This window comes from Palleronia sp. THAF1, assembly GCF_009363795.1.
In the GTDB taxonomy this organism is placed as follows: Bacteria; Pseudomonadota; Alphaproteobacteria; order Rhodobacterales; family Rhodobacteraceae; genus Palleronia.
Genome location: NZ_CP045420.1, coordinates 763,802 through 784,681 on the forward strand (window position 1 = coordinate 763,802; position 20,880 = coordinate 784,681).

The window sequence follows — 20,880 nt, forward strand, 5'->3', positions numbered from 1 at the left end:
CGAAGCAAACGTAATTGGCCCCCGCGGGCGAAACTCGCTGGCGGGGGGCGATCCCGACGCGATGCCGGGACCGGAAGCTGTGACTTCCGGAATTGAGAGCCAGCTATGCGCGGCGCGCGCGCATGTCAAGATAGATGAGCAGGGCAGTGGCAAGGCCCATGGCTGCGATATGCCAGACTGGTGGCCCGACGAGCATGGTCTTCGCGGTAAAGCCGACGATCATGGTAATGAACAGGGCAAGCGCGGCGAGCCGGGCCAGGGGCGACCACAGGGCCAATGCGCCCAAAGTTTCAACCGTGCCGGTCACGAAACGTGGCCACTGGCCGAAACCGAGTGCATCATACAATGCAACGGTTCCGGCCGTGCCGGTCAGCTTGGTCAAGCCGAACCATAGAAAACCCAGGGTCAACGCGGCGCGCAGACCCTGGCGCGCAGTATCAGTCATCGCGGTGTGCGGCGGCGGTCACGCTGTCGAACGCGTCTTCGCGCTGGCGTTCGATATTGGCGGTCAGGTCGTCAAGGCGCGAAGACAGGTCTGCCAGATCCTGTTCTGGATCGCCTTCGCCGAAGACATAATCACGAGCTTGACGTACGCGGTCGGGCGCGAACCATGCGGTCAGAGCGGCGGGGATCGCGATGGCCGCAACGACCCCGGCAGCGATCATGGTGCCGTAAGAGGGTCGGTCGCTGGCCATTCCCGCGCGGACCTGTAGATCGTGCGACATGCCGTCGAGGCGGGACATGATTTTGCGGGCTTGGCCTTCGACATCAGACGATCCGCTGTCGAAGGCATCGTGGACGCGATTCGACAGGTCATGTCCCAAACGACGGGTGCGGTCGGGATACATCGCGGCGGCCACGGCCGGAATGATCGTGGCGGCGGCTGCGATGGCGATGGCGGAATTGCGGGTGGTCGGGGTCATGTTGCTCTCCGTAGGCAAAGGGTCGCAGGGTGAACCCGGCGCGACGGTCCTTGTTCCGTATGCGCTGTATCCTTGTCGGATGCAGTGCTGATGCCCTTGCGATGGCACACCCTTGGGTCATAATATATGTAACATTGTTCAAGGGCGCACAATCAACATGGCAATCAAGACTTGGGATGAGGTGAGGACCGCCTATCAAGTGGCGCGGTCCGGCACTGTCAGCGGGGCGGCGTCGGTCCTTGGGGTGCACCATGCGACAGTGATCCGTCACATCGACGCGCTGGAGGATCAGTTGGGCGTGAAGCTGTTTCAGCGCCACGCGCGGGGTTACACACCGACAGAAGCGGGTTTGGATCTGTTGCAGGTCGCACAAGCCGCCGACGATCAGTTCGCGCAGCTCGCAGGCCGCGTGCAGGGGCGTGGAGAGGCCGTATCGGGCGATCTGGTGGTGACATCGCTCGATTCGCTGTCACCGCTGCTGGCGCCGATCTTCACCGCCTTTCGGGCCCAGCATCCCGACGTGCTGATCCACCTGCTGGCGGGGGATCGCCTGTTCCGGCTGGAATACGGTGAGGCGCATGTCGCGATACGGGCGGGCGCGCCGCCCAGCGATCCCGATAACGTGGTGCAAAGCCTCGGGCATATGGATTTCGCGCTTTATGCGGGCGCGGCGTATCTGGATGCGAAGGGTGCGCCGGGATCGGAGGACGATCTGGCGCAGCACGATTTCGTAGGACCGGAAGACCCCGACACGCGCGCCCCGTTTTACCGATGGCTTCATGATGCCGTTCCGAAAGAGCGGATCGTGTTCCGCACCTATGACCAACGCATCGCGCTGGATGCGGTGCGGGCGGGCGTCGGCCTTGGGTTCCACAGCTATACAACGGGATCGCGAGACGACGGCCTGACGCAAGTTCTGCCACCACGCGAGGAATGGCGCGTGCCGCTGTGGCTGGTCACCCACGTGGACCTGCACCGCAGCGTGAAGGTCCAGGCGTTCCTGACGTTCCTGAAAGAGGCAGCCAAAGAGTGGCCGACGGCGCAGCTTTAGCCGTCGGACGGGTCGGATAGACGCTCGGAGACGAGGAACCGCTCGTAGTCGTCAAGGTTGACGGGATCGAACTGCCCGAACCCCTGCATCCACACGGACGCGCAGCGCAGAGCATCGGGTTCCAGCTTGCACCAGACCACGCGCCCGCGCCGTTCCTGAGCGATCAGGCCAGCGCGGGACAGGATGCCAAGGTGCTTGGATATGGCGGCCAGGGACATTTCGAACGGTTGCGCCACATCCGTTACGGCCATGTCGTCTTCCAGTAGCATCGCAAGAATACGCCGCCGGGTTGGATCGGCGAGGGCTTGGAAGACAAGATCGAGCGGTTGGGACATGGGGCATTTGCGCTTGGCGAGCCGCGGCGCGCAAGTGGTGTTGAGGTCGCGCAGGGCCGAGGTCTTGCCATGAGTATTTGAGAAAACAAAGAATATGGGCGCCGTTACTCAACCGTTGCGTTGAATATGAATGGTATATGACGGTCGCGTTAAGATATTGATTTGACGACATTCTGGCAGTCTTGACCCCCTGAGCGCTTCCGGCGTAGGTAACGGCCGACCGAGAGGGGGCCCCGCCATGGTGGACGACGCGACACGCGCCCGCATGGAAGAGCTTGAGAAGAAGCTGGCCGCGCGCAAAAGGCGCGACGCGCCAGAGCCTTCGTCCCACGGTCAGGGCTATTCGGGGGGCGAGCTTGCCTACCGCATGGTCATCGAATTGGTCGTCGGCCTGGGGATGGGCTTCGGCATCGGGTACGGTCTGGATGTCCTGTTCGGGACGATGCCGATCTTCCTGGTGCTCTTCACCTTCCTGGGCTTCGCCGCCGGCATCAACGTGATGCTGCGCACGGCGAAGGAAGTTAAGTTAGGCGTCGATGCGGCGGAAGCTGAAGCGGCATCGGAGCAAAAGAGGGAATAGATCGTGACCAAGGTGATCGGCATCGTACTGCTTGTCGTGGCGTTTCTGGCCACGCTCGTCTTCGCAGGCACGGGAGAGGGTCTGAACATCCACCCGATGGACCAGTTCGTGATCCAGCCGCTGTTCTCGGACGGTCGGGTCGGCATGTTCACGGTCAGCAACCTGACGCTTTGGATGGCGCTGGCGGTTCTTGCCACGGTGCTTCTGCTGGTCATCGGCACGCGCGGCCGCGCCGTCATCCCAAGCCGCGCTCAATCGGTCGCCGAACTGGCCTACGGCTTCGTCTACAAGATGGTCGAGGATGTCGCGGGCCGCGACGCTCTGAAGTACTTCCCCTACATCATGACGCTGTTCATGTTCATCGTCATGGCCAACAGCCTTGCGCTGATCCCGATGTCCTTCTCGACCACCAGCCACATCGGCGTAACGGTCGTTCTGGCGCTGTTCGTGTTCCTGGGTGTGACCATCCTTGGCTTCGTCAAGAACGGCGCTTCGTTCCTGGGCTTGTTCTGGGTCAGCTCCGCTCCGCTGGTGCTGCGCCCGATCCTGGCAATCATCGAACTGATTTCCTACTTCGTGCGCCCTGTCAGCCATTCTGTCCGTCTGGCCGGTAACATCACCGCCGGTCACGCCGTGCTGAAGGTGTTCGCTGGCTTCGCCGGTGCGCTGGGTTTGTTCAGCATCGTCCCGGTGCTGGCGATCACGGCGATCTACGCGCTCGAAGTGCTTGTGGCCTTCATCCAGGCCTACGTCTTCACGATCCTCACGTGCGTCTACCTCAAGGACGCGCTGCACCCGTCTCACTAACGCGGGCGGGGCGCTCTGCCCTGTCCTGACAACTGACTTCCAATCCAAGGAGAATGATCATGGAAGGCGATATCGCAAACATGGGCCAGTTCATCGGTGCTGGCATCGCAGGTCTCGGCGCTGGCCTGGCCGCTCTGGGTGTTGGCAACGTGGCCGGCAACTTCCTGTCCGGCGCGCTGCGCAACCCGTCGGCTGCTGCCGGTCAGACCGCCACGCTGTTCATCGGCATCGCGTTCGCCGAAGCACTGGGCATCTTCTCGTTCCTGGTCGCCCTGCTGCTGATGTTCGCCGTCTAAGGTCTGACCTGATGCTCTTCGTGGCCGGGGGCGCTCTGCATCCCCGGTCGACCGACTTCAGAAGGATGCTTTGATGGCGACCGAATCCAGAGAAGCCGCGCTGGGAGCCGGGCACGAGACCGCCACCGGCATGCCTCAGCTCGACTTTACCACGCTGCCGAACCAGATTTTCTGGCTTCTCATCGCGCTTGGCGCGATCTACTTCGTGCTGTCCCGAGTGGCGTTGCCGCGGATTGAATCCGTGCTGTCCGAACGTCAGGGCACGATTACCAATGATATTGCCGCCGCCGAAGAGCTGAAGCTCAAGGCTGCGGAGGCCGAAAAAGCTTACGATCAGGCGCTGGCAGATGCCCGCGCCGAGGCGAACCGCATCGCGGAAGAGAACAAGGCCGAGATGCGCGCTGAACTCGACGCCGCGATGGAACGTGCGGATGCAGAGATCGCGGCGCAGCAATCGGAAAGCGAGGCCCGGATCGCCGAGATCCAGGCCAGCGCGACCGAGAACGTCGAGAAGGTGGCCAAGGACACCGCGCAAGCCATCGTGGCGGCATTCGGCGGCGCTGCCGACGAAGGCTCCGTGAACGCAGCGGTCGACCGCAAGATGGGAGGCACGGCATGAACCGTTATATCGCCATCGCCGCCGCACTGATCCCGGCACAGGCCTTCGCGGCCGAGGGCGCTTTCCTCGACCTCGACAACACCGACTTCGTGGTGACGCTAGGCTTCGCGATCTTCATCGGCATCCTGCTGTACTACAAGATCCCGTCGACCTTGCTGGGAATGCTCGACAATCGTGCCGAAGGCATCAAGGCCGACTTGGCCGAAGCACGTGAGTTGCGGGAAGAAGCGCAGACGCTGCTGGCCTCCTACGAGCGCAAGCAGAAGGATGTGCAGGCGCAGGCCGATCGCATCGTCGAAAACGCGCGGGCTGAAGCCGAGGCGAATGCCGAAAAGGCCAAGGCTGAACTGGCAACCTCGGTCGAGCGCCGTCTTGCCGCTGCCAAGGACCAGATCGCGCAGGCCGAGGATGACGCCAAGCGGCAAATCCGCAGCCGTGCCGTGGACGTGGCTATTGCCGCCGCCCGTCAGGTTCTGGCCGAGCAAATGGATGCGTCCCGTCGCAACACGACAATCGACGAGTCCATCGAAACGGTGCGCGCAAAGCTGCACTAGGTCCGAACGAGGCCAGTCCGCCAGGGAGAAAAATAACCCGTCGCGAGAAATCGCGGCGGGTTTTCTTATGTCCGTGCCCAGTCCTCGCACACAAAAAAGGCCCGCGGGGATGCCGCGGGCCTTCTGTCGTCCGGGGTGATCCGAAGCTTACTGTTGATTCGGGCGGATCACGATCTGCACGCGGCGGTTCAGCTGACGCCCCTGTGCCGAATCGTTCGACGCGACCGGGCGGCTTTCGCCGTAACCCACGGCCCGCAGGCGCGACGGGGATACGTTGTTCGCGACCAGCACCTGCGTGATCGCCTGTGCACGGCGCTGCGACAGGTTCTGGTTGTAGGCGTCGGAACCGGTGGAATCGGTGTGGCCCTGCACCTCGATGGTCGAGGCAGAGTACTTGTTCAGGTTCGCCGCCAGCTGACGCAGATCGCCGTTCAGGTTCATGTTCAGCTGCGCGCTGTCGGTGTCGAACAGGATGTCCTGCGGCATACGCACGATCAGTTCGGACCCGGTGTTCTCGATGATGATGCCCGTGCCCAGTTGCGCACGCAGTTCGGCGGCCTGGCGTTCCAATACGGAACCGACGGCAGCACCCGCGCCGCCACCGACGACCGCTCCGATCAACGCGTTGCGCTGGCGGTCATTGGCGTCGTCTCCCTGGCTGGCACCGGCCAGCGCGCCCACGGCGGCACCGACAAGTGCGCCGTTGCGCACGCGATCCGGCTCTCCGGTGGTGGGGGAAGTCACGCAACCGGCCAGCGTCAGGCTGGCGGCGGTGGCGGTAAGAAGGGTGATCTTGGTGAAGGTCATGGGATCCTCTGAAATCGGTTGAGATGCACATCTCTTGCGCGCGTATCTATTCCAAATGGGCAGGTTTCACAGTCCCGTTGCCGAAAACGTGCGCGGGAAACCGCCAAGATCAGAAGCCGGTGCGCGCTGCCTCATCCGCCAGCAAAGCGCGTTTCACCGGCAACCCCCAGTGGTAACCGCCCAGAGCGCCGGTCTGGCGCAGGGCACGGTGGCAGGGGATCAGCCAGCTGATCGGGTTGCGCCCCACGGCCGTGCCCACGGCGCGATGCGCTTTCGGATGGCCGATGGCGCGCGCGATCTCGGCATAGGTGGTCACATGTCCTTCGGGGATCGCCAACAGCGCCTCCCAGACCTTGATCTGGAACGGGCCGCCCATCAGGTGCAGCCGATGCTCGCCGGTACCGTGAAGCGCGGCGAAATGCGGGGCCAGAGCCGCTTCGTCCTGCAGATAGGTGGCGGAAGGCCAGCGCGCGGACAGGTCATCGTAAGCAACCGTATCGCCGTCTTCTTCGGTGAAGGCCAGTCCTGCCAGACCGCGTTCCGTCGCCATGCCCAGCATCCGCCCGAATGGGCCGTCCGCGTAGGCGTACCGAATCGTCAGTCCCTCGCCCTTGCGCGCGTAGTCACCTGGGCTCATCGCTTCCCACCGCAGGAACAGATCGTGCAGGCGCGATGTGCCGGAGAGCCCCGTCTGACCTGCGACATCCAGCAGCGTGTGCCGCTCGTCCAACAGCCGCTTGGCATGGCCCAGCGTCAGGAATTGCTGGAACCGCTTGGGACTGACCCCGGCCCAGCGCGAGAACAGGCGCTGGAAGTGCGCAGGGCTCAGGTCCATCTCGGCGGCGATGTCCTCAAGGCTCAGGTCGCGGCCTTGATCCAGCCGGTCGATGGCCCGGCGCATGAGCAGCCAGTGGTAGCGGGATTCGATCTCTGTCATTTGGGTCATGGCCTCAAGATACGCGCCCGCAACGCGCCCGACGACCCGGAACCTGCGCATCCCCCTTCTTTGTTTTCACAAATACTCACGACCCGAAGCTGGACAGAGGCGCAACGCCGGTGCAGGAACGCGCCCATGGCCAAGCCGCTTCCCTATCAGCTGCAATCGCAGATATTCGCCCGCTTTCAGGCTGCCGAAGCCGTACCCCAGGGCGAACTGGATCACGTGAACGCCTACACGCTGGTCGTCGCCGTTGCCCTTTCCGCGCAGGCGACCGATGCGGGCGTGAACAAGGCAACGAAAGACCTGTTTGCCAAGGTCACCACGCCCCAGCAGATGCTGGACCTCGGGGAAGAGGGACTGATCGAGCACATCAAGTCCATTGGCCTGTACCGCAACAAGGCGAAGAACGTCATCAAGCTCAGCCGCATCCTCGTGGAAGAACACGGCGGCGAAGTGCCATCGTCGCGTGCCGCGCTGGAAGCGTTACCGGGCGTCGGGCGCAAGACCGCGAACGTCGTGCTGAACATGTGGTGGGGCCATCCCGCGCAGGCTGTGGACACACATATCTTCCGCATCGGCAATCGCACGCGGATCGCGCCCGGCAAGGATGTCGTCGCGGTCGAGCGGGCGATTGAGGACAACGTGCCCGCCGAATACCAGCTTCACGCGCACCACTGGCTGATCCTGCACGGACGCTATACCTGCGTGGCGCGTAAACCCAAATGCCCGGCCTGCCTGATCCGGGATCTATGCCCCTACGAGGAGAAGACCGAATGACCAAAGTGATCGGCATCGGAAACGCCATCGTCGATGTGATCGCCCGCGCCGAGGATACGTTCCTGGAGCATATGGGGATCGAGAAAGGCATCATGCAGTTGATCGACCGCCCGCGCGCCGAGCTTTTGTATGCCGCGATGGAGAATCGGGTCGAGACGCCCGGCGGGTCGGTCGCGAACACCATTGCGGGGCTGGGCAAGCTGGGACTGGAAGCCGCGTTCATCGGCAAGGTGAAGGCCGACGCGCTGGGGCGTGGATATGCCGAGGGGATGCAGGCCGACGGTATCGCATTCCCGAACCCGCCGGTCGAAGGGGCAGACGCGCCGACCTCGCGCTCGATGATTTTCGTGTCGCCCGATGGCGAGCGGTCGATGAACACCTATTTGGGCGCAGGTGCCGATCTGGGCGCGGGCGATGTGGCTGAAGCGGCGTTCTCGGACGGCGGATTCGTGTTCCTCGAAGGCTACCTGTTCGACAAGGACGAGGGGAAGACAGCCTTCCGCCGCGCCGCGCAACTGATGCACGACGCGGGCGGGCAGGCCGGGATCACCCTGTCCGACCCGTTCTGCACCGACCGCCACCGCGCTGACTTCCAACAGCTGATCGCTGGAGAGATGGACGTCACCATCGGCAACGAGGCTGAGTGGACGACGCTGTACGAGACCGACTTGGATACGGCTCTGGACAAGGCGGCAAGCGCCTGTCGCACCGTGGTCTGCACCCGTTCCGGCGACGCAGTTCTCGTCATTCAGGACGGCAAGCGAGTGGAGATCCCGGTTGAAACGGTTGTTCCGGTGGACGCTACCGGCGCGGGCGACCAGTTCGCCGCCGGCTTTCTCTATGGCTATACGACAGGCCGGGATATGGAGACTTCGGGCCGCATGGGAGTTGCCGCTGCGGCAGAGGTCATCGGGCACGTGGGCCCCCGGCCCGAGACGGACATGGGCGTGCGGTTCAAAGAACTGGGGCTGCTCTAGCCCGCAGCGCCCGAAACAAGGCGGGCAGGACGGCGAGGGCGCTCAGCAAGGCCAGCGGAACAAAACCGTAGGCTTGGTAGACGGGCCGGAACGCCAATGTTGCGCCGAAGACGGCGGCGTAGGTCGTGGCAGAGTTCAGGCCCATGATCGCACCGCGCCGCGTCGGAGCGAGTGCGGTCAGCCGCCCGACGATCAGGTTCAGGCCAAGGTGGTTCACGGCACCCCAAACCGTGCAGGTCACCAGCAGCAACGGCAGGCTATGCGCCGTCATGGCGAGGGCCACGTAAACGGCGATCAGGGCTGCAAAGACGGGCGGGGCCGCTCGGTCTGCTCCGACGCGGTCGATCATCCGGTCCAGTGGCGACACCCCCGCGAAGCCGATCCCGTAGAACAGCGCCGTCAGCCCCGCGACCGTGGTCGAACGACCCAATCCTTCGGTGATATGCGGCCCGAGAAATGCGTATAGCCCGTAGAACGCGGCCATGAACGAAAGCACATTCAGCAACGCGGGGATCACACCGGGGATGCGCCAGGCGGCCGAACCCCGGACGCGGTCGCGCGGCGTGTTCGGCAGGGCACGGACCAGCCAGACAAGGGCTGCCCCAAGGATGCCCATCACGGCATAGACCAGCCTCCAATCCATAAGGTCGGCGAGCAGGGCCGATGCCGCAACGCCGAAGACAAGGGATAGCACCCAGCCGGTCAGCACTTTGCCCATGACCTCGGCACTGCGGCCCGGCGGAGCCAGTTCTGCCGCCAGGCCGTAGATCGCCGGAAGCGCGATTCCCGCGGCAAGACCGGCAACGGTTTGCGAGGCGGCCAGCCACGTGACGGACGGCGCAAGGGCAGAGGCCACCAGCGCCGCAACCATGACTCCCAGCGCCAGTGTCAAAGCGCGGGCCAGTCCGATCCGGTCGGCGTAGGGGGCCAGCACCAGGGCAGAGACTGCCGTGCCCGCGCCGTAGGTCGCGGTCGCCGACAGCACGGCAGCGGCTGTGGTGCCAAGGTCTGCGCCCACCGCACCGGCCAAAGGCGACAGAACCAGAGAGTTCGCACCGACGATGCCCACTGCGGCGGCAAGGGTAGGGACGGGGCGCATGGCCTAGAAGGGCGCGATGGTTATGCCATCCGCAACCAGCCGGTCGCGCAGGGTGCGCGCGGCGGCCACGGCAGAGGGCTCGTCCCCATGAAGGCAGACGGTGTCGATACGCGCTTCGATCCGTGTGCCCTTGGCGGTAATGATCGCGCCTTCGCGCACCATGGCGCTGATGCGTTCGGCGGCCTCGTCCGCGTCCGTTACCATGGCCCCCGACTGGCCGCGCGGAATCAGGGTGCCGTCCTCGGCGTATCCCCGGTCCGCGAAGATCTCGGCGGCGTAGGTGGCGCCAAGGGCTTTGGCGGCATCCTCCATCGGCGTTGCCGCCAAGACCATCAGCACAAGGTCCGGCTGCACGTCCAACGCGGCGGCATAGGCAACGCGGGCGAGGTCGCCATCCACCATCGCCATGTTCGACAGCGCGCCGTGCAGCTTCAGGTGCCGCACATGCCCGCCTGCCGCGCGCGCCATCGCCTGTGCAGCGCCCAGCTGGTATTGCACCAGCCGCGCGACCGAGGCGGGGGCCATGTCCATCTTGCGTCGCCCGAAGCCCTGCAGATCGGGGAAGCCGGGATGCGCGCCGATGTTGGTACCCGCCGCGACCGCGCGCGCCATAACGTCGGCCATCGTGTCCCAATCTCCGGCGTGGAAACCGCAGGCGATGTTGGCGCTGGTGACGATGTCCAGCAGGGCGGCATCGTCGGTCATGCGCCACGGGCCGAAGCCTTCGCCCATGTCGGCGTTCAGGTCGATTTTGGTCATGGCTGGTCCCCGTCGGTGACGCCGCTGATCAACTGGTAGTCGGACAGGTTCATGTCGCGCGGATCGCGCGTCAGCGGGCGGGTGCGCTTGGTCAGACGTGCCAGCAGCGCGGCGTCGTCTTCGTAGGTGGTCAGGGCCTCTTCGCGGGTGACGAAGGCAAAGCGCAGCTTGGCCCCGGTGGCGACCTGCATCGCGCGGGGCAGATCGGCGGGCAGGATCGACGCGATGCGGGGATAGCCACCGGTCGTCTGGCATTCGGGGCCAAGGATGTAGGGCGTGCCTTCGCCTGTCATCTGGATGTCGCCGGGGCGGGCGATCTCGGACAACAAAGACAGTTGTCCCGCCGTTGCGAAAGGCGCGCCCTCATGGGTCAGACGGATGCCCTGCCGATTGCCGCGCGTGTCGCGGGTAAAGACGGTGTCGGTGAAGCGTGCCTGGGTGGCGTCGTCGAACAGATGTGTGTGGGCCGATGGCAGTAGACGCAGGGGGGCGTCGGTGCCGCGCGGGGCCGGATCAAGCGTGCGGTCAGTTATCGTGCCCGTGTCTTCGGCGAGGGGTAGTGTGTCGCCGTCCTTTAGTGTTGAGCCGATCCCTGCGGCCCGGTGGGTGGCGCGGCTGCCCATCAGCAAAGCGGTGTCGATCCCGCCGCCGAAAGTGAAGTATGCAAAGCCACCGCCTTGGGGCGACAGGGTCAGCGTATCGCCAGCCTGCAATCGGTGGCTGGCTGACCAGCGTAACGGACCATCGTTGCGCGCGGCGCGCATGGGCGTCCCGGTCAGGGCTATGCGCGTGGGTGCGTCCACGGTCAGCGTTAGTAGCACGGGGGGCAGTTCCAGCGCGGCTGTCACGGTTTGACCCAGCAACGCAGCGCCTTCGAACAGTGCGATCCGGTCGGCGGCCCCTCCGCGTGACAGGCCTTGAGCGATGTAGCCCGGTCTGCCGAGGTCCTGCACCGTGATACCCGGACCGGCTCGCGTGATGGTGACGTGGGTCATGCGATGTCTTCCACGGTCGCGCCGCCATCGGGGGCCGACAGAGTAGCGAAGGCGTCAGCACCTACGCGCTTCAGCTGGATTTCATCGCCCGGCTGCAACGCAATGGGCGCATCAGCGTTGTCGGGACGGAACCCGTGGAAGCGAGTCATGCCGACCTGTCGCCAACCGGTGGGGCCGGATGTGGCAAAGACGATGACCTGCTGCACGGCGGTGACGATGGCGCCGGTTTCGACGCGGGTCAGATCGGTCTGGCGGTCGATGGCCCAATGGTCGGGTAACTCGCCCAGATAGGCTTGCCCCGGTGCGAAGCCCAATGCCAGCGCTCGCAGGGGTTCCGCGCACAGCTCGGCGATGGCGGTCTCGGGCGAGACGCCGGCAAGGCGGGCGGCGTCGGCCAGATCGGGGCCGAAGGGGTCTTCGAAGCAAGCGGGGATGGTGAAGAGGCGGCCTCCCGTGGGCAGGGTGGCGTCGGTCCAGTCGCGGCTGTGGGCCAAGGTTTCGGCGCGCGAGGCGAGATCATCGTAGCGTGCCTGACCGGGATCGAAGGACAGGAATGCGGAGGCAAGCGAGGTTGCGACCTCGGTGACGCCCTCCCAGTTTTCCGCCCGCAATGCCGCCCCGTAGGCTAGGGCCGCCCGATTCGCGGCCTCGTCCAGTCGGTCGGAAAAGCTGACCAGCAGGCCGTCGAGGCCAAGGGGGGTAAAGCGGGGAAATGCGTCTGCCATGATCCGATGTGGGGGCGGGACGCGGGGGATGTCAACGCGCCGCGTCAGCTGCGGCGGGCCAGCCAGATCGTATGCTTTGGCCCGCGTTTCGAACGGCCTGCGCGCACGGTCTCGATCGTCACATGGAAGCCCGCATCGCCCAGCCGCCGCGTGAAGGCGCGATCGGGCGCGGCGGACCAGACCGACAGGATGCCCCCCGGCGACAGGGCGGCGTAGGCGCGCGCCAGCCCGACGGCGGAGTAAAGCGCATCATTGCCGGGGCGGGTCAGCCCGTCGGGGCCGTTGTCGACGTCGAGCAGGATAGCGTCGTAGGGGCCGTTGCGCATGGCGTCGGCGACATCGGCGATGGAAAGCGTGGTGCGCGGGTCCGACAGGCAATCGCCGAACACCAGGGCCATGGGGCCGCGCGCCCAGTCGCCCAGTTCTGGCACGATCTCGGCTTGGATGATCTGCGCGTCCGGGGCCGCGGTGCGCGCGGCGCGCAGGGTGAAGCCCATGCCCAACCCACCGATCAGAATGCGTGGGGCGGGACGGTTCAGCGCGGTCAACGTCAACGTCGCGAGCGCCTCTTCCGAGCCACCCAGACGGCTGTTCATCAACTCGTTGCCGCCAGCGATTCGAATCGAGAATTCATCGCCGCGCCGCATCAGCCGTAGAGTGTCTCCATCAGGGGCCGTGGCCGTTGCAAGCTGCTCCCAGGGAATCATGCGCTCACACTCGCGGTCCGACGCGTGGACCGGATTTCCAGAATGGCCGCTCCAATGACCAGCGTGCCGCCGGCGATCTCCAATCGGCCCAACACCTCTCCGGCCAGCAAGGCGCCCGATACCGCGCCTACAACAACTTCCGACATCAGCAGAATACCGGTACGCGTTGGCTCCAAGCGGGCCGTGGCCCACATCAAGGCAGCCATTGATGCCGCCCACCACAGTCCGCCCGCCGCCAGGCCCCATCCGGCGATTGCACCGACGTCCGGGGCTGTAGGGATCGGTGCCAAAAGCGGCGCCAGCACCAAGGCCGCTGCGCAGCCGCCAAGGGCGAAGACGAACCCCGCTTCGATGGCCGGGATGCCTTCGCTGGTGCGGATGCCGGTGGATGAGATGGACCATAGGACGCCCGAGGCCAGCGCCATCCATTCGCCCACATTGCGCGGCAGGGGCAGTTGGCCGTCCGCGCTTAGAATGATCCCGAGGCCCAGAAGCCCCATGACGATGGCGACAAGACGTGCCGGGGAATTGCGCCATCCCATGATGTAGCGGCCGATCAGGGCGCTCCACACGGGTGTCAGGAAGAACAGCAGGATAATAATCGCGACACGCCCGTACACGAAACCGATCGAGTAGAGGACGAAGGCGGCCCCACCCAGCGCGGTGAAGGCCATGGTGCGCAGGGTTGCGCGGCACAGGGTGCGGCGGCGATACAGAGCCAAGGGGCTCAGCAGCAGGGCCCCGATGGCAACGGCGACGAGCGTACCCCACGCGCCTGAAAGCCCCGCCTGTTCCAGCTGACGGACGGGCAGCCAATAAAGACCCCACATCGCGCCGGTCGCGACGACGATCAGGCTGGCAAGGGATTGCGTGTTTTCGGCTTTCATGGGGGCAGGCCGTATCGGACGGCAGACGCTGCGGAAAGCCCCTGTGGCATGATGCGTGGGTCAGGAACGACGCAGCGCGTCGTGTGTGTGCGGCGACGGCGAGCGGTGTGGGACAATTTTAACCGGGTGCCGCACACGTTTGCGGGGCAAACGCTGTCGCGCACTCATCCTTCAAATCTCTGATTTGCAAGATGTTGGTGGACCCTAGCGGGATCGAACCGCTGACCTCCTGCATGCCATGCAGGCGCTCTCCCAGCTGAGCTAAGGGCCCTTTGCACGTGCCTATGTGGCGCGTGCGGTGTCTCTAGAAGAGCCGCCGGGGGCGTTCAAGCGGAAAATCCCGCTTTCCCGGCGGCAATCTATCAGTCGTCGGACTTCTCGTCGGCGACGTCGGCAATCTCGTCCAGCGAGACGTTGTCATCGTCGTCGTCATCTTCGTCCAGCACATCGTCGGCGACCGCCAGATCGGCGTCCTCGTCATCGTCGAGCACGACGTCTTCATCGTCCTCCACCTGGTCCTTCTTGGCGTTCTTGTCCGCCTTGTCGGCCAGCATCGTGCGGTTGCTCTTGCCGGTATCCAGCGGCACGACCTCGCCGGTGTAGGGCGAGACGGGCGGATTGCGGTTGAGGTCATAGAAACGCTTGCCGGTGGTCGGGCATACGCGCTTCGTTCCCCATTCTTCCTTGGGCATGGAACCCTCTTTTTCGGTGATTTCCGGAACCTGCGTCCCCTGCCATAGCGGCTTTGGGGTGTCAAAGGCTTTCGCCAGCCGGGGGGCAACGCTAGACGAGTGATATGGGAACGGGATCGCATATAGTGAAGAGGCTGGACGGAGAGCCTCCGCTGGACATTCTGTGCCGGGTGTCTGCGCGCGCGCGGCGGATCAGCTTGCGGGTGTCATCGCTGGACGGGCGCGTGACGCTGACGCGACCCCGATTCGTGTCCGAGGCCGAGGCGCTGCGGTTTGCCGAAACGAAGGCCGATTGGCTGCGTGCGCAGACGGGGCGTGTGCCTGAAGGGCAGTCGGCTGTTCTGGACGGTACGGTGCCAGTAGGCGGCGTATCGCATGGCATCATCGAAGGGCGGCCCGGTCTGGGCGACGGCGTGCTGCGTGTGCGGACGGGGCGCGCGGTGGGACCGCAGGTGGCGGCTATTCTGCGAGAGACGGCGCGGGCGCGACTGGCCGAGGCGGTGGCCCGCCATGCGACTGCGCTGGGCCGGGTCCCGGGACGGCTGACCCTGCGCGATACGCGGTCGCGTTGGGGGTCGTGCAATCACAAGGGCGACTTGATGTTCTCGTGGCGGCTGGTGATGGCCCCGTGGGAGGTGCTGGATTATGTGGCTGCGCATGAGGTCGCGCATCTGGAGCATATGGATCACTCGGCGGCCTTCTGGGAAGCCTGTGCGCGCTTGCGGCCCGATTGGCGGAACCAGCGCGACTGGCTGCGTGCCCATGGCGCGGCGCTTCACGCGTGGCGGTTCGACGATTGACGGCTGACGGGCCAAGGCGTCAGATACGTCCATGCTGATGCAAATTCGCCCCGATCCCGTGCCCGGCGCCAAACTGGCCGCCCATGACCGCGTTTATCGCCATCTGCGCACGCGGATCATGCATGGAGAGATCGCGCCTGGCCATGCGCTGACCCTGCGAGGCATCGGGCTGGATTACGATGTGTCCATGACCCCCGCGCGAGAGGCCGTGCGGCGATTGGTGGCCGAAGGGGCCCTGTCGCTGTCGTCCTCGGGGCGTGTGACGACTCCGCTTCTGACGGCGGATCGGATCGAAGAGCTGGCCGCGTTGCGCGCGCTTCTGGAAGTCGAATTGGCCAGCCGCGCCTTGCCGCGCGCGCATTTGGCGTTGATCGACCGGATGGAAGCGCAGAACGGTCTGCTGGCCCAGACGATCGCGAAGCACGACGCAGTGGGCTACATTCGCCAGAACCTCGAATTCCACCGGATGCTGTATCTGCGGGCGCAAGCGCCTGCGATCCTTGCGATGGCAGAGACGGTCTGGCTGCAACTGGGGCCGACGATGCGCAAACTTTATGGGCGTTTGAACCGCACCAGCGTGCCCGGTGGGCATCGGCAGATCGTGGCGGCTTTGAAGGCTGGTGACGAGCCGGGCCTTCGATTGGCGGTGCGGGCGGATGTCACGCAAGGGCTGCGACTGATCCTGGCCGGCGAGAGTTAGGGGCTCTGCCCCCGCCGCCTTGCGGCTCCCCCGAGGTATTTCTGGAACGATGAAGCCGGGGGTCAGTCGGCGGCTTGCATGGTGGCCAGATCGCGCAGGGGTGGGAAGAACGCTTCGATCTCGGCGGCTGTTGCGCGGTCGACCGCACCGTCGGCGACCTGCTTCTGGGTCCAGATCCAAGAGACAGCGGGATCGTGCAGCATGGCCCATTCGCCGAACATGCGTTCCGGGATAGTGCCTTCGACGCGCATGCGCATATTCAGGTGCCGGTCATCGCGAGCGATCCGTGCCAGAGCGTCCTTCACCGCAGGCTCGGGGCCTTCTAGCCATTGCAAGTAGATGTCGGCCCGACAGATCAGCGCGCCCGAAATGTCGTCGCGGGCGTTCGCGCGCTGTGCGTCCAGCAGGATGGCATGAAGGATGCCCGTGTCGAAGCCGAAGGGCTGCGATGTGTAGATCGCGCGGTAGACGCTCATGGTCCGGCTCCTGTTGTGGCATTCCCGGAATGATATCACGCTCGTCGGGGGCGGAGCGACGGAAATCCACAAGCGCGAATTGTGCGGCGGGTCGTGTCACGCCCCCCGCATCATTCTGTTGCCCGGCCCCAATCAGGAGTGGATCGGGCCATCTCCGCAGGCGAGGGCTGCTTCGCGGACCGCTTCGGAGTAGGTCGGGTGGGCGTGGCAGGTCAGGGCCAAGTCTTCCGCTGCCGCGCCGAACTCCATCGCGACGCAGATCTCATGAATTAGGTCGCCCGCCATTGGGCCGATGATGTGCGCGCCAAGGATACGGTCGGTTTCCTTGTGGGCGAGCAGTTTGACGAAGCCGTCGGCGGCGAAGTTTGCCTTGGCGCGACCGTTGCCCATGAAGGAGAACTTGCCGACCTTGTAGGGCGTGTCGTCTTCCTTCAGCTGCTCTTCGGTACGGCCCACGTTGGCGACCTCTGGGTGGGTGTAGATGACGCCGGGGATCACGTCGTAGTTCACGTGACCCGCCTTGCCCGCAAGGACTTCGGCGACGGCCATGCCTTCGTCTTCGGCCTTGTGGGCCAGCATCGGGCCGGTGATCGCGTCGCCGATGGCGTAGATGCCGTCGATGCTTGTTTTCCAGTGATCATCGGTCGTGATCTGGCCGCGCTCATGCATGTCGGCGCCCAGATCGGACAGGCCCAGACCGTCGGTGAAGGGCTTGCGACCGGTCGCCACCAGCACGACATCGGCGTCGATTTCCGACTCCGCATCGTCCTTCTTGGACTTGTAGGTGACCTTGGCTTTCTGGCCCTTCACCTCGACGCCTTGTACGGCGGCGCCAAGGATGAACTCCATCCCCTGCTTGGCGAGGATTTTCTGGAAGGTCTTCTGCACTTCGCCGTCCATACCGGGCGTGATGGTGTCGAGATATTCGACCACCGTCACTTCGGCGCCCAGACGGGAATAGACAGAGCCCATCTCCAGCCCGATGACGCCCGCGCCGATCACGACCATCTTCTTGGGGATCTTGCTCAGGGCCAGCGCGCCGGTGGAGGAGACGACGATCTTCTCGTCGATCTCGATGCCCGGCAGGGATGATGGCTCGGAGCCCGTTGCGATGACAATGTTCTTCGCCTCGTGCACCTCGTCGCCGACCTTGACCTTGCCAGCCTTGGGGATTGATCCCCAGCCCTTGAGCCAGTCGATCTTGTTCTTCTTGAACAGGAACTCGATGCCCTTGGTGTTCTGGCCGATGGTGTCTTTCTTGTAGTCCTGCATCGCGTCCCAATCGACGGATGGCGATTTGCCCTTCAGGCCCATCTTGGCGAAGTTATGCTCAGCTTCGTGCAGCATATGTGTGGCGTGCAGCAGGGCCTTCGACGGGATGCAGCCGATGTTGAGGCAGGTGCCGCCCAGTGTGTCGCGCCCTTCGACGCAGGCGGTTTTCAGGCCAAGCTGCGCGCAGCGGATGGCGCAGACGTAGCCGCCGGGGCCGGAGCCGATGACGATGACATCGTATTGGGACATGGGGGTTCCTCGGGTGCGGATAAGTTAGAAAAGCGTCGAAACGATCATGGCGAAGGTGGCGGCGAATCCCGCCATCCAGATGAAACTGCGCCACGGCCGCCAGCCTAAAGCGTAGGCGGGGATATAGGCGATGCGGGCGATCAGGTAGATCCACGCGCAAAGGGCGGTGAAGCCGTTGGCCTGGCCGGACACGGTGACAAGCACGACCGCGCCGGTGAACAGGATCAGCCCTTCGAAGTGGTTGTCCATCGCGCGGCCGAGTCGGGACGTGCGATCCGACAGGCTGCGGCTGGGTTCGCGGTCCCGTGCGGACATGGTGTAGCCGGGGCCGAGTTCGCGGTTCGCCGGAACGGCGTAGAGGACGAATTGCACGCCCTGCAGGATCAGCGCGAGCGCGAGGACGGTGAGTTCAGCAGCCATCAGACGGTCGCCAGAAAATGGGCGTCGAGGCCGTCGATCTGGCTGGCCAACGCGGATTTCTCGGCCAACCATGCCTCGGCTCGGTCGCGGTCTGTCACGCCGTAGAGCGCCCAGACGGATTTGGGAGAATCGGCTTCTTCCCAGAGCTGCAGTTGAGACAGACCGGCGGCATCGCGGCGCTCGCGGCTCGCGGCGTGGGCATCTCGGAAGGCGCCGGCGTCGTGGGTGTCGTAGCGGATCAGAAGTTGCATGGTCGTACCTTTCAGGTGCGGCAGATCAAGGGCGCGGCAAGCAGCGTGTCTGCAAATCGCGCACCTTGCGATGCCGTCTGCGCCTCGATCTCGGCGCGGGGGCGGTTCGCCCAGCGGCAGCCGGGTTGCAGGTTGGCTTTCGCAAGGGCGATACGGGCCTCAAGGCTGCGCGGCTCTCGCGGGTCGAAGAGGAACAGATGCCAGCGTGCTCCGTTCCCTGCTGTTTCTGTGGAGGCCGTGTGCCGGACAGAGACGTTTTGCTGCGGCACCACGGGGGCGACGCAGGCGGCGAGGAAGGGAAGAAGCAGAAGCGCGCGCTTCATTCCTGAGCCTTCCGCTTCCGAAGACGCCACGCCAGAAGCAGAACAGCCAGCATCACGACGCTGTAGAAGGCGACCAACTGCCAAAGCCAGGGATGCGGCTCTGCCGACCACGACTGGTAGACGAAAGCCAGTCCGACCACCACGACAACGCGCAGCGCCCAGCGCGATAGGACGGATCGAAGATCAGAGTTTGTGAACATCGAAGTTCTCTCCATCATTCCACGCCAGGCGCGTTGCAGCCCTTACAGGTCCATCAGCAGGCGACGGGGGTCTTCCAACGCTTCTTTCACGCGGACAAGGAAGGTGACTGCGCCTTTGCCATCGACGATGCGGTGGTCGTAGGACAGGGCGAGGTACATCATCGGGCGCGCCTCGATCTTGCCGTTCACGACCATGGGGCGATCTTGGATCTTGTGCATGCCAAGGATGCCCGACTGCGGCGGGTTCAGGATGGGCGAGGACATGAGCGAGCCGTAGACGCCGCCGTTCGAGATGGTGAAGGTGCCGCCCTGCATGTCGGCCATGGACAGCTTGCCGTCGCGGGCCTTCTTGCCCATGACGCCGATCTGTTTCTCGATTTCGGCGAAGGACATCGAATCCGCATCGCGGATGACCGGCACGACAAGGCCCGTCGGCGTACCGGCGGCGATGCCCATGTGGACGAAGTTCTTGTAGACGACAGTGTCGCCGTCGATCTCTGCGTTGACCTCTGGCACTTCTTTCAGGGCGTGGCAACAGGCCTTGGTGAAGAAGGACATGAAGCCCAGCTTCACATCGTGCTTCTTCTGAAACAGGTCCTTGTACTCGTTCCGAAGGGCCATGATTTCGGTCATGTCCACCTCGTTGTAGGTGGTCAGCATGGCGGCGGTGTTCTGCGCGTCCTTCAGGCGGCGCGCGATGGTCTGGCGCAGACGCGTCATCTTGACCCGCTCTTCGCGGTCCGCATCTTCGGGCTTGGAGGCGGGGCGCGGCGCTTCCTTCTTGGGTGCCTCGGTCTTGGGAGCTGGGGCTTTCGCACCGCCGTCGAGCGCCTTTTGCACATCTTCCTTCATGATCCGGCCATCTTTGCCGGTGCCGGTCACCTGATCGGGCGAAAGGCTGTTCTCGGCCATCAGCTTCTTGGCGCTGGGTGCATCCTCGCCGTCGCCGGAAGACGTGCCGCCACCTTGCTGCGCGGGATCTTCGGTGGTTTCAGGCGTGCCTTCGTTGGCGGAATGGGCCGAACCCGTGCCGCCGCGTGTCATCACGGCCAGTTGGCCGCCCGCTTCAACGGTGTCGCCTTCCTGCGCCATGATCTTGGTCAGCACACCAGCGGCAGGGGCGGGCACTTCGACAGAGACCTTGTCGGTCTCCAGCTCGGCCAGCATCTCGTCGGCCTCGACGGTGTCGCCTTCCTTCTTGAACCATGTGGCGATGGTGGCTTCGGAGACGGATTCGCCCAGCGTGGGGACCATCACCTTGACCTCTTCGCCGCCGTCGGCACCGCCATCATTCGATCCGCCGTCATCCGCTTCTGCCGCAGGTTTTTCGGCATCTGCGCCGGAGTAGCCGCCCTGTTTTTCGCTCTCGGCCTCTTTCGGCTTCGTCTCTTCTTTCGGCTTGGTCTCTTCCGGTCCGGCGTTCCCGGCCTCGGCAATGTGGGCCAGCAGTGCGTCCACGCCGACCGTCTCGCCTTCCTCGGCCACGATCGAGTCCAGCTTGCCAGCGGCGGGAGAGGGGACTTCGACGGTGACCTTGTCGGTCTCCAGCTCACACAGCATCTCGTCCTGCTCGACCGTGTCGCCCGGTTGTTTGAACCAGGTGGCGACAGTGGCTTCGGTGACGCTTTCGCCCAGCGTGGGCACTCTGACTTCGGTCAT

29 protein-coding genes and 1 tRNA gene are annotated in these 20,880 nt (G+C 64.7%); 10 read left to right on the top strand and 20 right to left on the bottom strand.

What is annotated here, in order from left to right:
* Nucleotides 1–103: 103 nt before the first annotated feature.
* Entirely contained in the window at nucleotides 104–445 is a 342-nt protein-coding gene (locus tag FIU81_RS03795) for a DoxX family protein (RefSeq protein WP_124111957.1), read from the bottom strand.
* A complete protein-coding gene (locus tag FIU81_RS03800) occupies nucleotides 438–923 on the bottom strand; it encodes a hypothetical protein (protein WP_124111958.1) in 486 nt (161 codons plus the stop codon). The genes FIU81_RS03795 and FIU81_RS03800 overlap by 8 nt, the downstream gene beginning before the upstream one ends.
* Before the next feature lie 163 nt (nucleotides 924–1,086).
* Here FIU81_RS03800 and FIU81_RS03805 point away from each other — a divergent pair, with 163 nt between their 5' ends.
* Nucleotides 1,087–1,974: a LysR family transcriptional regulator gene (locus tag FIU81_RS03805; protein WP_124112074.1), complete on the top strand. Its 888-nt coding sequence runs from the start codon at nucleotides 1,087–1,089 to the stop codon at nucleotides 1,972–1,974.
* Here FIU81_RS03805 and FIU81_RS03810 read toward each other — a convergent pair.
* Entirely contained in the window at nucleotides 1,971–2,309 is a 339-nt protein-coding gene (locus FIU81_RS03810; protein ID WP_124111959.1) for an ArsR/SmtB family transcription factor, read from the bottom strand. The genes FIU81_RS03805 and FIU81_RS03810 overlap by 4 nt on opposite strands.
* Before the next feature lie 238 nt (nucleotides 2,310–2,547).
* Between FIU81_RS03810 and FIU81_RS03815 the strand changes: the two genes are divergently transcribed.
* From FIU81_RS03815 to FIU81_RS03835, 5 genes are all read left to right on the top strand, one after another.
* Nucleotides 2,548–2,889: an AtpZ/AtpI family protein gene (locus FIU81_RS03815; RefSeq protein ID WP_124111960.1), complete on the top strand. Its 342-nt coding sequence runs from the start codon at nucleotides 2,548–2,550 to the stop codon at nucleotides 2,887–2,889.
* A 3-nt stretch (nucleotides 2,890–2,892) separates the two neighbouring features.
* Complete coding sequence (locus FIU81_RS03820) at nucleotides 2,893–3,696, top strand: F0F1 ATP synthase subunit A (RefSeq protein WP_413816221.1); 804 nt, start codon at nucleotides 2,893–2,895, stop codon at nucleotides 3,694–3,696.
* 59 nt (nucleotides 3,697–3,755) lie between these two features.
* A complete protein-coding gene (locus tag FIU81_RS03825; RefSeq protein WP_124111961.1) occupies nucleotides 3,756–3,992 on the top strand; it encodes a F0F1 ATP synthase subunit C in 237 nt (78 codons plus the stop codon).
* 73 nt (nucleotides 3,993–4,065) lie between these two features.
* Nucleotides 4,066–4,611: a F0F1 ATP synthase subunit B' gene (locus FIU81_RS03830; RefSeq protein ID WP_124111962.1), complete on the top strand. Its 546-nt coding sequence runs from the start codon at nucleotides 4,066–4,068 to the stop codon at nucleotides 4,609–4,611.
* The gene (locus FIU81_RS03835) at nucleotides 4,608–5,165 is read left to right on the top strand and encodes an ATP F0F1 synthase subunit B (protein WP_124111963.1); all 558 of its coding nucleotides are present in this window, start codon (nucleotides 4,608–4,610) and stop codon (nucleotides 5,163–5,165) included. Before FIU81_RS03830 ends, FIU81_RS03835 begins: the two co-directional genes overlap by 4 nt.
* Before the next feature lie 147 nt (nucleotides 5,166–5,312).
* Here the strand turns inward: FIU81_RS03835 and FIU81_RS03840 are convergent, their stop codons facing one another.
* Together FIU81_RS03840 and FIU81_RS03845 are read right to left on the bottom strand one after the other, a co-directional pair.
* Nucleotides 5,313–5,972, bottom strand: coding sequence for an OmpA family protein (locus FIU81_RS03840; RefSeq protein WP_124111964.1), 660 nt, complete (start codon nucleotides 5,970–5,972; stop codon nucleotides 5,313–5,315).
* A gap of 109 nt (nucleotides 5,973–6,081) precedes the next feature.
* A complete protein-coding gene (locus FIU81_RS03845; protein WP_124112076.1) occupies nucleotides 6,082–6,909 on the bottom strand; it encodes a methylated-DNA--[protein]-cysteine S-methyltransferase in 828 nt (275 codons plus the stop codon).
* 135 nt (nucleotides 6,910–7,044) lie between these two features.
* Here FIU81_RS03845 and nth point away from each other — a divergent pair, with 135 nt between their 5' ends.
* Together nth and FIU81_RS03855 are read left to right on the top strand one after the other, a co-directional pair.
* A complete protein-coding gene (nth, locus tag FIU81_RS03850; RefSeq protein WP_124111965.1) occupies nucleotides 7,045–7,689 on the top strand; it encodes an endonuclease III in 645 nt (214 codons plus the stop codon).
* Entirely contained in the window at nucleotides 7,686–8,666 is a 981-nt protein-coding gene (locus tag FIU81_RS03855) for an adenosine kinase (RefSeq protein WP_124111966.1), read from the top strand. Before nth ends, FIU81_RS03855 begins: the two co-directional genes overlap by 4 nt.
* On the opposite strand, the gene FIU81_RS03860 is transcribed toward FIU81_RS03855, so the two are convergent.
* The 8 genes from FIU81_RS03860 to FIU81_RS03895 form a co-directional block, all read right to left on the bottom strand.
* A complete protein-coding gene (locus tag FIU81_RS03860) occupies nucleotides 8,644–9,765 on the bottom strand; it encodes an MFS transporter (protein WP_124111967.1) in 1,122 nt (373 codons plus the stop codon). The two genes, FIU81_RS03855 and FIU81_RS03860, sit on opposite strands and share 23 nt — an antisense overlap.
* Before the next feature lie 3 nt (nucleotides 9,766–9,768).
* Nucleotides 9,769–10,524, bottom strand: a complete 756-nt coding sequence (locus FIU81_RS03865) for a LamB/YcsF family protein (protein WP_124111968.1) — start codon at nucleotides 10,522–10,524, stop codon at nucleotides 9,769–9,771.
* A complete protein-coding gene (locus tag FIU81_RS03870) occupies nucleotides 10,521–11,519 on the bottom strand; it encodes a biotin-dependent carboxyltransferase family protein (RefSeq protein ID WP_124111969.1) in 999 nt (332 codons plus the stop codon). The genes FIU81_RS03865 and FIU81_RS03870 overlap by 4 nt, the downstream gene beginning before the upstream one ends.
* A complete protein-coding gene (locus FIU81_RS03875; protein ID WP_124111970.1) occupies nucleotides 11,516–12,244 on the bottom strand; it encodes a 5-oxoprolinase subunit B family protein in 729 nt (242 codons plus the stop codon). The genes FIU81_RS03870 and FIU81_RS03875 overlap by 4 nt, the downstream gene beginning before the upstream one ends.
* Nucleotides 12,245–12,288: 44 nt before the next feature.
* On the bottom strand, nucleotides 12,289–12,951 hold the full coding sequence (locus tag FIU81_RS03880; protein WP_124111971.1) for a spermidine synthase: 663 nt from the start codon (nucleotides 12,949–12,951) through the stop codon (nucleotides 12,289–12,291).
* The gene (locus FIU81_RS03885) at nucleotides 12,948–13,838 is read right to left on the bottom strand and encodes a DMT family transporter (RefSeq protein WP_124111972.1); all 891 of its coding nucleotides are present in this window, start codon (nucleotides 13,836–13,838) and stop codon (nucleotides 12,948–12,950) included. The genes FIU81_RS03880 and FIU81_RS03885 overlap by 4 nt, the downstream gene beginning before the upstream one ends.
* Nucleotides 13,839–14,033: 195 nt before the next feature.
* Nucleotides 14,034–14,109, bottom strand: a tRNA-Ala gene (locus tag FIU81_RS03890).
* Between the two features lie 91 nt (nucleotides 14,110–14,200).
* Entirely contained in the window at nucleotides 14,201–14,530 is a 330-nt protein-coding gene (locus FIU81_RS03895; RefSeq protein WP_124111973.1) for a TIGR02300 family protein, read from the bottom strand.
* Between the two features lie 125 nt (nucleotides 14,531–14,655).
* Here FIU81_RS03895 and FIU81_RS03900 point away from each other — a divergent pair, with 125 nt between their 5' ends.
* Together FIU81_RS03900 and FIU81_RS03905 are read left to right on the top strand one after the other, a co-directional pair.
* Entirely contained in the window at nucleotides 14,656–15,330 is a 675-nt protein-coding gene (locus FIU81_RS03900) for a M48 family metallopeptidase (protein WP_254695986.1), read from the top strand.
* Between the two features lie 31 nt (nucleotides 15,331–15,361).
* Complete coding sequence (locus FIU81_RS03905) at nucleotides 15,362–16,030, top strand: GntR family transcriptional regulator (protein WP_124111975.1); 669 nt, start codon at nucleotides 15,362–15,364, stop codon at nucleotides 16,028–16,030.
* A gap of 62 nt (nucleotides 16,031–16,092) precedes the next feature.
* Here FIU81_RS03905 and FIU81_RS03910 read toward each other — a convergent pair whose 3' ends face one another.
* The 7 genes from FIU81_RS03910 to odhB form a co-directional block, all read right to left on the bottom strand.
* Complete coding sequence (locus FIU81_RS03910; RefSeq protein ID WP_124111976.1) at nucleotides 16,093–16,506, bottom strand: BLUF domain-containing protein; 414 nt, start codon at nucleotides 16,504–16,506, stop codon at nucleotides 16,093–16,095.
* A gap of 132 nt (nucleotides 16,507–16,638) precedes the next feature.
* Nucleotides 16,639–18,027 (bottom strand): dihydrolipoyl dehydrogenase, encoded by a 1,389-nt coding sequence (lpdA, locus tag FIU81_RS03915; protein WP_124111977.1) that lies wholly within the window; start codon nucleotides 18,025–18,027, stop codon nucleotides 16,639–16,641.
* Between the two features lie 24 nt (nucleotides 18,028–18,051).
* Nucleotides 18,052–18,447, bottom strand: coding sequence for an MAPEG family protein (locus FIU81_RS03920; RefSeq protein ID WP_124111978.1), 396 nt, complete (start codon nucleotides 18,445–18,447; stop codon nucleotides 18,052–18,054).
* A complete protein-coding gene (locus FIU81_RS03925; RefSeq protein WP_124111979.1) occupies nucleotides 18,447–18,698 on the bottom strand; it encodes a hypothetical protein in 252 nt (83 codons plus the stop codon). Before FIU81_RS03925 ends, FIU81_RS03920 begins: the two co-directional genes overlap by 1 nt.
* 11 nt (nucleotides 18,699–18,709) lie before the next feature.
* A complete protein-coding gene (locus tag FIU81_RS03930) occupies nucleotides 18,710–19,021 on the bottom strand; it encodes a hypothetical protein (RefSeq protein ID WP_124111980.1) in 312 nt (103 codons plus the stop codon).
* Nucleotides 19,018–19,239 carry a hypothetical protein gene (locus FIU81_RS03935; protein WP_124111981.1) on the bottom strand — a complete coding sequence of 74 codons (222 nt, stop codon included), beginning with the start codon at nucleotides 19,237–19,239 and terminating at the stop codon, nucleotides 19,018–19,020. The genes FIU81_RS03930 and FIU81_RS03935 overlap by 4 nt, the downstream gene beginning before the upstream one ends.
* 24 nt (nucleotides 19,240–19,263) lie before the next feature.
* Complete coding sequence (gene odhB, locus FIU81_RS03940; protein WP_124111982.1) at nucleotides 19,264–20,880, bottom strand: 2-oxoglutarate dehydrogenase complex dihydrolipoyllysine-residue succinyltransferase; 1,617 nt, start codon at nucleotides 20,878–20,880, stop codon at nucleotides 19,264–19,266.